Origin of the sequence: Sphaerospermopsis reniformis, assembly GCF_005402885.1 — a bacterium.
Lineage (GTDB): Bacteria > Cyanobacteriota > Cyanobacteriia > Cyanobacteriales > Nostocaceae > Sphaerospermopsis > Sphaerospermopsis kisseleviana.
This window is the reverse complement of sequence record NZ_BJCE01000193.1, coordinates 1-10610: the sequence shown is the minus strand read 5'-3', so window position 1 is coordinate 10610 and position 10610 is coordinate 1. Positions and strand designations below refer to the sequence as shown.

The 10610-nt window shown below is 35.3% G+C and carries 10 protein-coding genes; 5 read left to right on the top strand and 5 right to left on the bottom strand.

The features are described 5' to 3' along the window. Window positions 1-284: 284 nt before the first annotated feature. The 3 genes from FFR48_RS20900 to FFR48_RS20890 all read right to left on the bottom strand — a co-directional run bounded on the left by FFR48_RS20900 (window position 285) and on the right by FFR48_RS20890 (window position 3784). Window positions 285-1034, bottom strand: a complete 750-nt coding sequence (locus tag FFR48_RS20900) for a phycobilisome rod-core linker polypeptide (protein WP_096566547.1) — start codon at window positions 1032-1034, stop codon at window positions 285-287. Window positions 1035-1898: 864 nt separating this feature from the next. Continuing rightward, window positions 1899-2642: a Uma2 family endonuclease gene (locus FFR48_RS20895; protein ID WP_137668701.1), complete on the bottom strand. Its 744-nt coding sequence runs from the start codon at window positions 2640-2642 to the stop codon at window positions 1899-1901. 173 nt (window positions 2643-2815) lie between these two features. Next, window positions 2816-3784, bottom strand: coding sequence for an ROK family protein (locus FFR48_RS20890; protein ID WP_137668700.1), 969 nt, complete (start codon window positions 3782-3784; stop codon window positions 2816-2818). Between the two features lie 489 nt (window positions 3785-4273). Between FFR48_RS20890 and FFR48_RS20885 the strand changes: the two genes are divergently transcribed. The 4 genes from FFR48_RS20885 to FFR48_RS20870 all read left to right on the top strand — a co-directional run bounded on the left by FFR48_RS20885 (window position 4274) and on the right by FFR48_RS20870 (window position 8596). Further along, window positions 4274-4456: a hypothetical protein gene (locus FFR48_RS20885; RefSeq protein ID WP_137668699.1), complete on the top strand. Its 183-nt coding sequence runs from the start codon at window positions 4274-4276 to the stop codon at window positions 4454-4456. 319 nt (window positions 4457-4775) lie between these two features. Continuing rightward, window positions 4776-5759, top strand: coding sequence for a ferredoxin family protein (locus FFR48_RS20880; RefSeq protein ID WP_137668698.1), 984 nt, complete (start codon window positions 4776-4778; stop codon window positions 5757-5759). A 447-nt stretch (window positions 5760-6206) separates the two neighbouring features. Further along, a complete protein-coding gene (locus FFR48_RS20875) occupies window positions 6207-7535 on the top strand; it encodes a hypothetical protein (protein ID WP_162501926.1) in 1329 nt (442 codons plus the stop codon). Between the two features lie 20 nt (window positions 7536-7555). Further along, window positions 7556-8596 (top strand): hypothetical protein, encoded by a 1041-nt coding sequence (locus tag FFR48_RS20870; protein ID WP_137668696.1) that lies wholly within the window; start codon window positions 7556-7558, stop codon window positions 8594-8596. Between the two features lie 179 nt (window positions 8597-8775). Here FFR48_RS20870 and FFR48_RS20865 read toward each other — a convergent pair whose 3' ends face one another. Together FFR48_RS20865 and FFR48_RS20860 are read right to left on the bottom strand one after the other, a co-directional pair. After that, complete coding sequence (locus tag FFR48_RS20865) at window positions 8776-9258, bottom strand: DUF29 domain-containing protein (RefSeq protein ID WP_137668695.1); 483 nt, start codon at window positions 9256-9258, stop codon at window positions 8776-8778. A 169-nt stretch (window positions 9259-9427) separates the two neighbouring features. Then, window positions 9428-10294 carry a zinc metalloprotease HtpX gene (locus FFR48_RS20860; RefSeq protein WP_137668694.1) on the bottom strand — a complete coding sequence of 289 codons (867 nt, stop codon included), beginning with the start codon at window positions 10292-10294 and terminating at the stop codon, window positions 9428-9430. 151 nt (window positions 10295-10445) lie between these two features. Between FFR48_RS20860 and FFR48_RS20855 the strand changes: the two genes are divergently transcribed. Further along, window positions 10446-10610, top strand: a 165-nt coding sequence (locus tag FFR48_RS20855; protein ID WP_201277658.1) for a fluoride efflux transporter FluC, incomplete at its 3' end; no start/stop codon positions are given.

Below are 10610 nucleotides of genomic sequence, written 5' to 3'. Positions count from 1 at the left end.
GGAGACTGGGTGCGGGGGACTGGTAGCTGGTGACTGGGGACGGGTGACTGGTGACTGGTGACTGGGGACTGGGGACTGGTGACTGGTGACTGGGAAGATTTATAATCTAATTACCAATTAACAACTGCCAATTACCAATTACCAATTACCAATTACCAATTACAAATTACCAATTACCAATTACCAATTACCAATTACCAATTACCAATTACCAATTACCAATTACCAATTACCAATTACCAATTACCAATTACCAATTACCAATTACCAATTGCATGGTAATATTACAAGCTAACTACACCATAATAGGAGAGAATTACATAAACTATGAATGCAAAAAAGACGAGATGTTCTATGAAAAAAAGAGGTGATGACATCAATAAAGAAACTGGATTGTAAGGAGGTTTGTGCTGCTTCCACCAATGTCCTACAGGTGCTTTAGCTTGGAAATATCCAAAGTTCTCTAGTTGTTGACGATGGTATTGATCATAACGAGGAAATTGGCTAAAAGGTAACTCTCCTCTACTATGTTGTGCAATAATTCTTCGACGTTGATAGGGAACAGTATTATCACCAAAATTGGTTTGATACTCCTCACTATTTAGCAGTGCATCAATGAATCCTTGTAAACCCTTAGTCCCAATCACAATAGACCAGGCCATTGTTTCTTGTTTACTGTAAACATTCCTGCCCAAAACTCGTTGTATACTCATTTCCACGAATCTATAATTGTTATTCGCGTTGTAGTTACGTAAGCGGAATGTTTCAGATAATAACAATCCCCGAATAAAATCCCTAACAGTAATACTTTTGTGTTTTAATTGGGATTCTAGGGCTAATTGACGGTTGCTAACTAGAATTTGTTGTTCGTTGAATATTTGACGATAAGCAGCCCAAATTAACTGATCAATTTCTGCTGTGTCTGGTGTTCCTTCTGTAGTGTAAATTCTTGGATATTCTTCTCCAGGAATTTCAAAACTTTTAACTCTTTGGTTTTGGCTGGATGGAGCGTATTTTAGTAGAGGAATAGTCATGGTGATCCTGTTGAAGTTGTAAAAATGAGGATTTCAGGATTTACGCAATAACTTTGATTTCTAACGTTAGTTGGTATATCTGCACTTACCAACTTCTGTTAAATCTAAAAGTTAAAATTCTGATTCAATTTTGAAAATCATTGTCTACTTTTACAACTAAATAATTATTAAGAAATCAACGATGTCAGAAAAACTTAAATAATGAGGAGCATGGTTGTTTTCCTAACCACAAAGTAGCATAATCTCTCATTACATGATCTTCTGTATCTAAAGTAGCTGTAAGATTGAGAAAGATGTTAATTACGTAAAAATTCAGGAGTCGTAGGGGCGAAGCATTCGGAAAATAACCTGTGATAAAAATTGATAATTGTTCGTCCGAATGCTTCGCCCTTACAAGAAAATTGTGATAAAAATTGATAATTGTTCGTCCGAATGCTTCGCCCTTGCAAGAAAATTGTGATAAAAATTGATAATTGTTCGTCCGAATGCTTCGCGCTTACAAGAAAATTGTGATAAAAATTGATAATTGTTCGCCCGAATGCTTCGCCCTTACAAGAAAATTGTGATAAAAATTGATAATTGTTCGCCCGAAAGCTGATGCTTCCAGCACGCTTCGCGAACGCCCTTACAGGAGGCAGCAGGCAGAAAGTATAGGTTGAAATGTTTGATAAATCAGTAGATTATCAAATAGTGGGTTTGGGAGTACCCTGGAAAAAGCTGACTGCTAAAGGCTGATAGCTGAATGCTTACTTAATTACTGATTAAAAAATAAAAAATCCCCTACTTTTGGCAGCAGTTGAGGATTTAATATTTTTGAATTTATGGTTAATTTATGTGAACAATGTGAACACATTTAAAACAAATTTAATCAGAAATTCCCGCATCTCGCAGACGTTTTTCTAATTCTTCAAGGCGTTTTAAGGCGGCTTCTTTAGCAAGTCGTTCTTGTTCTTTAGCAAGTCGTTCTTGTTGTACTAACTCAGAACCCCAAAGTAACAAATTACCATCTTGATCCCACCAGCGTAACCAGTAACCTTGACGGTTTTCACGCTTTCCTTGCCAAACACCTATAAATAGTTCCATTTCTGCTAACCAATAACGGTTATTATCATTAGGGGAACGTAATTTATAAGCTCCGATTTCCTGCAAATTATGTACTTCTAATTCCCCGGTGTCTGGTTGAAAAATGATGTAGTTAGGAACTTGTAAAACTTGTTCATAAAAAAACCATTTTCCTGGGGGATAGGTGCGTTTACTGGAATATTCACTTCCTTCTGTATCGGAAAGAAATTCCATTACCACTACAGGAATTTGCCCCTGTTTATGGGGGGTGTAGCTGCGTTGAATTTGCTCTCTAGGTACGGTAATTTGCGGTACGTAAGCCCAATCAGGGGCTTTGATGACAAATTTGCCATTTACGGTGGCACAGATGCCATAATTAGTGGTAGCTATAGCAGTTTCTGGCAGTTTACCCGCGAGTTCTAGGCTTTCGGTTAATGCTGCTGCTAGACTCGGTTGGTTGACATTATCCACAGGTTCATCGTCTAAAATGAAGTCTTCGGGTAAGAGTTCCCAGGTGATATTGGTGGTGGAAGCACTTACAACCATAGGAAACATAAATAAGGGATTAAATTTTAGTATAGCGTGTGATTTATCTGACTGAATTTTAGATTTGAAATTGTGAATTTTGGCGTAAATAATTCAAAATTTCAAATTTAAATAACAGGTAAATAATAGGCGATCGCATTGGATAATCTGAAAATAATTACTTCACAAAATAATTACCTCATTACATCCAAACCTAAAGCTACCGCCCCCCACAATGGCGCATCATCTCCCAAAACCGCCCGCACTACTTCAAAATTCACTTCTGGTAAGGCGGTTTCCTGGGCTATTTTGCGTACAGTTGCCCAAAAACTATCCCCAGCTTTTGTCACTCCACCACCTAATACAAACCTTTGTGGGTTCATTAAGTTGGCAACATTACCAATACCTACACCTAGCGCCCAAGCAGCTTTGTATAATATCGCTTTTGCTAATTCATCTCCATTTGATGCGGCTACACTGACTATTTGCCCGGTGATTAAGTTTAAATCATTACCTACTAACTGCCTCAGTATGTCACCTTTTGTACCTCCCCCAGAATTAGGCGGTTGTTTTTCCAAGAGTTCTTTGGCATTTTGGGCAATATAAGGACCAGATGCAAAACGTTCTACACATCCGCGTTTTCCACATAAGCATACTGGACCTGTGGGATCTACTACTATATGGCCAATTTCTCCGGCCATTCCTCCCGCACCTTGCCAGAGTTTATTGTTGAGTATCCAACCTCCGCCTACTCCTGTACTAATGGTAATGTAAAATAAGCTGTCGTATCCTTGACCTGCACCAAACCGATGTTCACCAATTGCAGCTACGTTAGCATCATTATCTATGCTGACTGGGGCGTGATATTCTTCTTCTAGCAAGAGTTTGAGGGGAATGTTTTCCCAACCAGGGACATGATGAGAAAGTCTCACCATTCCTGTGTCTGCGTCTACTGGTCCACCAAAGCTAACACCAATGGCATCGGGTTTGTGTTGATCTAATACGGAATCAATGAGCGATCGCATAATTTCTATATCACTTAAAGCATCCGCATTTGCAGGTGAGAGTCTATTTTCATGACGCAACCATTCTCTAGAACCTGCTTCTACTGTCGCTGCTGCTAGTTTAGTTCCACCAAAATCAAGAGCTAATATTAATGCCATAATTGATAATTGATAAGTGGTAATTGGTAATTGGTGATAGAAAAACAGTTTGACTCATTACCGATTAACTATGACTATTCCCCATTATCTCGTTAATAAAATTTTGCAGTCGTGTATAGTGTGACCCTTTCCAATAAATTTAGATTTTAGATTTTGGATTTTGTATAGAAATATCTATTTTTTTATGATTGGCTATAGTTCTAAATGTGAAGATCATTTTTTACATTTTGTTTAAAAATACAAGTTCTTAAATAAACAGCAATATTTTGTAATATAACCTCTTGGTTATTTATGTGATTGAAAAATCTAATGAAAAATTTAATGATTATTATATTAAATCATGATTCGCTGGATGTAAGCTAGATATAATGAGAAAAATTAGCAAAAAATAAAGATTTGAGCAATTACTTGCTTTTTCATTTAAATTCTGTTACAGTTGATACAGAAACTTAAAAATCAAGCATCATAAGACTTTCAGAATCTTTGTGTTTGATGAACAGCAAGTACAGCACCACGGGAGAAACAACAGATGAAAACTGCCATAACTTGCTAAAATTCTACCTTTGGGGTGATGACAGGCGCATTTTTACCATGCCCGTTGCCATAGGCTTGCTCGGTTATATTTTTTTGTTGTTAGTTGAGAATATTTATCATTATGAAGACACTAACTGATACAATCCGACTTCTTGAAAGTAAAATTTTATATATAAACATAGATATACATAACTCAGCTACTGATGAAAATAAAGCACATTAAGATTTAAGCTATTTAATTCCGATTAAATAAATTTAAATCAATAGATGCTGAGTTTTGTAAAGAAAGGATTTATTAACCGGAAAAACTGGAAAAAACCAGAAGCTTATAAAGTGGCAAGATGTCTTAAATTGCTAAATCTATGAACATCAAAAAACACTAAAAGTAGTAGCTAGAGACACAATTTTACTGTTTATTTATCTTTGTCCATACAACAAATTCTTGGGAAAAAATGATATGAATAAGTTTTTTTGCTCAGACTACTCAAGACAAATAGGAGAAGAAATAATTGGTAGTGCAACCAACTACCAAACTTATATTTTAGTAGAATGTCCTACTCCTTGGATGTCAGAAGCATTTACTTCTAAATGGGTTCCTGACAACTTGCGGATTTTAGTTGCAGAAGTGCAGCATAGTAAATTACCAATTCGGTTTTTGTTAATTGCTAATGATGACTCTCATAGAGTAAAAGAAACTACATTATTAATTTATCAAAAACAAGAAGGTTTAAGTCATGGCTACCGCAAACAAGAATTTAAATTACCAAATATTGAACAAGTAGCAGGAGTTGTACGGAAATGGTTATCCGGTGGAAATCCTGATTTTCAAGTAGAAAATAGCGTTACCAGAGATATTTTAATTTGTACACATGGTAGCCATGATCAATGTTGTGCCAGATATGGTAATCCTTTTTATTTTCATGCTAAAAATACTATTTCTGAATTGCAATTTGATCATGTAAGAATTTGGAGATCCAGCCATTTTGGCGGACATCGTTTTGCACCGACAGCTATAGATTTACCAGAAGCAAGATATTATGGTGTACTAGATCAAGAATCTTTCAGATCAATTTTAACTCGGACTGGTGATATTCAAATTTTGCATAAAGTTTATCGAGGCTGGGGAATTTTGCCCTATGTATTACAGGTTTTAGAAAGAGAAATGATTTTTAGTCAAGGATGGAATTGGTTTAATAATAAAGTAGCAGGTAAAATTTTAGAGCAAAGTATGGATAATAATACAATGTTAGCAGAGCTAACTTATGAAAATCCTGCTGGTTCTGTTTATACTTATCAGGCTAAACTGGTGAAAGATGCGGTGAAAACGCGAGTTTTAAAGAGTTCTTGTCATGCAACACAAGAATCATTGGTTGTGAAATATGCTGTAGATAATCTTGTGTTAGTTGATAGGAAAGTGGCTAGTTATGCCAATAATTATTAGTGCAATAAGTTAGAAAGTAGGAATAAAAAAAGTTGATTTTGGTAGGGGTTTAGCAATGCTAAACCCCTATTTTTTGAATCCAACGATTAAGCATTTTTCCAAAGGTTAATTCTTTAGGCGTTTTGAGATGCTTAGGTTCAGTTATAGATTCCCGTATGCTACCAAGTGAAACACAAGCAAGATATACAAGGGTTTCACAAGGGGAGAACAGGTTCCAGATGTGGAAAGTGCGACAATGTGGTTTTGGGATAAATTAAAAGTTACAAATTGTACATACAAGATTGACAACGCGAAACTGACCAGGTTACTATACTATTATTGAACTTAAAAATACGTATTAAAAGTTACGCATTAAATATAACACTTATTATCCCTGATTTATAACTAAACTTAAACAGCAAAAAGTTTTATTAAACTCCATCTCATATTTACCCAACTTCATTGTTTATGAATACAGATTCTTCAAACTACATTGTGGACAATTCTAATTATCAAACGAGACAGTCTGAAAGCTATGCCACAAATCAGGATTATTCACAAATATTAAATATTAACAATCTCAAATCTGTGAGATTAATATTTATATATTTAAATACAATATTACTGCTATATTTATCTAATATTGATAGCATTAACCAAGCAGAAAAAGAAATAACCAACCAAATACCAACAACAGCAGAAGCTTCTAAACCAAGTACAAATTTTCTTCAATCAATATATCAATTTTTACGATTCATTATACCTGGGCTTTGGGCAATTGTAATTATAGTAGTTATAATTCCCCTCATTGGACAATTTTTCATTGCTAAATCTTTTCAAAGCACATTGCCAACAACGAACTCAACTGACCATTCTGCTTTAGTAACTCCGAAAAAAGATATTGATTGGACACAAATTGAACAAGAAGTATATAAAAGTCTACAAAATGCTCGTCAAGGTGCAGAAGATTATGCTGCTAAAGAATTAGACGCATGGGTTGAGAATTTAACAGAAAGAATTGATAAAAATTTCTTGGATTGGTATTTTGGCTACTTTAATCAAAAGCAGATTGAATACAAATCTTTCTTTATTGGGATGTCCAATAACATGGGACGTTGGTTAAATCCTAACGGAAAATCTACCGAAGAAAGCATTGCTGAAATTATAACTGAGGATTTTCAGACTGAATTTGCAAAAAGAGTATTAAGACCGCAAATATCCCAACTGCGTTTAGAACGTATTGCCACACAAACAGCAAAATTATTTCTAAAAGAAGCAGGTGCAAATATAAATCAAATTCCCAGAAATTATCAAATTGCTCAAGCAGACTGGAACCGTTATTTAGAGGATTTATCTATCAACGTTGTTGACTCACAAGGCAATAAGTCAAGTTTGACTTGGAAGCTAATAGCAGGAGGTGAATCTTATGTTGTTTTTAAACCTTTAATTACGCCATTATTACCAACTATTGGTAGTAAAATTGTAGCTGGTCTGGCGGGTAAAGCTGGAGCGAAAATAGCTACTAAAACTGGAACTGTGTTAGCAGGTAAAGTAGGTAGTGTATTTTTAGACGCAACTGTAGGTGTAGGAATTTTACTATGGGATATTTGGGATAATAATCATACTGCTAACATAGAAAAGCCTATTCTGCGCGAAAATTTAGTTGATTATCTTGAGTTGGTCAAAGATTCATTATTAAGTAATCCTGAAAATGGCATGATGACTATAGTTGATGAAATCCAACGCAACATTATGCAGTCTCTTAGTATAGCTAAAACCCTTACTATCAAACATTAGAATCAAAAGGTCTAGTATTTATGATGAGAACTCTTCAAAAGCTGATTGTTATACTATTAATAATAGTTGCTTTATGCTTGAATACTTTTCCACCTGAGCAAGCTTTAGCTTTTGACTCTACATCATCCAGCAATTGGTATGAAGTTGATAAATCTTTGGTTCAGATGATTCAGCAAATCCACGATAGTACAGAAGATTTCGCTAGAAATGAAATAAATAATTGGACAAATGAACTACTCAAGAAAGTAGATAACAACTTTCTTGATTGGTATTTTAGCTATGGAAATCAAAAAGCAATGGATTTTGGAGTTCCTTTTGCTTGGGCAGTATTTCAGTTAGATTCTGCTTTGAAAGTCTTACGTAAAGAAGACGAAATAGACTTAAATGCTGATCAAATAATTCAAAAACGAATGATTGAAGATTTTAATTCTAAGTTTAACCAATTGGTTCTTAATGAAGAATCTGAATCTGTCTTAAAAAATATCATAAATAATATAGGCAGAAATTATGCTTCATCTGTAGGTTTCCGATTTGCACAAGTAAAAAACTATTATCAGATTCCTGACGTTGCATGGGACGAACATTTGCGAAATATAGCAGAGTTAATTTATAGTGATGGCAATAGTGCAACGAGTTTAAGTGCAACAAGTCTTAATAGTAATTTAATGACTAGGTTAGCAGCTGTTACATCGATTACGATAGCCGGAAAATTAACCGCTAACTTTGCAGCAAAAGCAGGTTCTAAATTACTGTCTAAAACTGGTACATCTCTAATTACAAAAACAGGCGCTAAAGCTATTTCTGAAGCTGGTGCAGCTATGATAGTTAAAACAGGTACACAAATTTTAGACCCAATTTTAGTAGTAGGATTTTTAGCTTGGGATATTTGGGATTACCAAAAAATGGTAGCTGATTCTAGACCTGAACTACGCCAAAGTATTGCTGATTATTTACAAGAGTTGGCATTTTCAATTATAGATGCTCCAGATAATAGTATTATGGCTGGAATCGAGGATATAGAAAACATAATTTTACATGGTTTAGAGTATCAACAAAGTTAAATATCTAAATTACTCAATTATCGTTATGTTGGTGCTATCATGTGGAGCTTTACCTTTTATCAACAAGAATATTTTACCAGTTATGATGGGAGGTAGAACCTACCCCAAAGCATTCCCAGTCAGAGACTGGGAACGAGAGAATCAAACGATTAAGCATTTTACAACCAAGTTAGAGACTTTTATATGTCACTTGCTATATCCCCATAAAAATCTTCATTTAATAACTGTTCTAACGTAAAAGGAAGATCAAGAGGATATTCTGATTCATCGGGTTTTCTCACTCCTAATTTAGCATTTTTGCTTTCTTTAATTGCCAGTTTGCGAGCATCGGCATAAGCTATAAAAATAACTTCATCCAGATAATTTTTAAAAGAAGGATTTTCTGCTAAAACTTTTGTGACTCGAAACCGATGTTCCGTAACAGAACTGTACCAACTTCCTTTCATCATTTCAGGAGCATCAGCTTGAACAGTTAATTTGAGTAAGTGAGCAATTAAAATTGTTAAATTACTCAAAAATGACCGTTTTTCTGATTTACCCATATCTTCTAATTCTACAAGCAAATGTTCCCAATCAATATCATTAAAATTGTGTTTTTTAATTTGTTGAATGATGGTTTCTCGCCAAAGATTAAAATCTTGTTCATACAATTGATTGTTCATAATCTGATTGTTCATAATCATCTGGGGAAAGTGAACTCTTGTTTTAATTTAGTTGAAAAATATTGACTTGTAGTGTAAAAAAATCAAAATTGAATAAAATTCAACCAAAAATAGAATTAATAATTAAAATCTCACATCCCCGACTTCTTCAAGAAGTCGGGGATATAATCTAATAACTACCTGCCAACTCTCTTTCTATTTTCAGCAGTGCTTCTACACGGGCTTCTGTAGCTGGGTGACTAGAAAACAAATTACCTAAAAATTGCCCAGAAATAGGATGAATAATTAATAATGGTTCAAAGGCTGGATTAGCATTTAAAGGCATTTGTCTAGCGGTTGCTTCTAGTCTTTGTAAAGCCTGAGCTAAAGCGCGGGGATTACCTGTTAATTTAGCAGCACCAGCATCAGCAGAAAATTCTCTAGTGCGGGAAATTGCTAATTGAATAATTGTGGCTGCTATAGGTGCAAGCATGACTGTTAATAGCACTCCTAGAGGATTACCACCCCTATTATTATCTCTAGAACCACCACCAAACCAAAGGCTATAACTTAACATTTGGGCGAGGAAAGATATCGCACCGGCGACAGTAGCAGCAACAGCTTGAGTTAAAGTATCACGATTAATAATGTGGGTGAGTTCGTGGGCAATTACGCCTTCTAATTCTTCCTCTGGTAAGATGTTTAAAATACCTTCGGTAACAGCAACCGCAGCGTGTTCTGGATCTCTACCCGTAGCGAAAGCATTGGCAGTTTGACTAGGAACAATGTACACTCCTGGCATGGGAATATTAGCACGTTCTGATAGTCTTTCTACCATGCGATAAAGTCCTGGTGCTTGGGCTTCGCTGACAGGTTGGGCGTTATAAACTGCTAAGGCAATTTTATCAGATTGATACCAAGAAAATAAGTTGGTAACTGCTGCTAAACCGATGCCGATCATTAAACCGCTACTGCCACCAATTATCCAATAACTAATGGCAATTAATAAGCCACTAAGGGCGGCTAATAAAGCAGCAGTTTTGAATTGATTTCCCATAGTAGTTTTCTCCTGTTAATCTGCATGATTTTGTTTAATTTGTACTAGATAATAGCTTTGGTTTAGCTATGTTTTGATTGTATCGAGTTCAACTATGGTGTACAGTGATGAAAACCTCTCCCACCAGTACGGGTTTCACGCTGTAAATGCTATGTTACAAGATCCTAATTTGCGTCAAGCGTTAGCTGTGAGTTTAGGGGCGATCGCTGGTGCTTTAAGTCGATATTATTTAACATTATGGTTTGCATCCAGATTTGGTACAAGTTTTCCCTATGGTACGTTTTTTATTAATGTTAGCGGTTGTTTAGGAATGGGA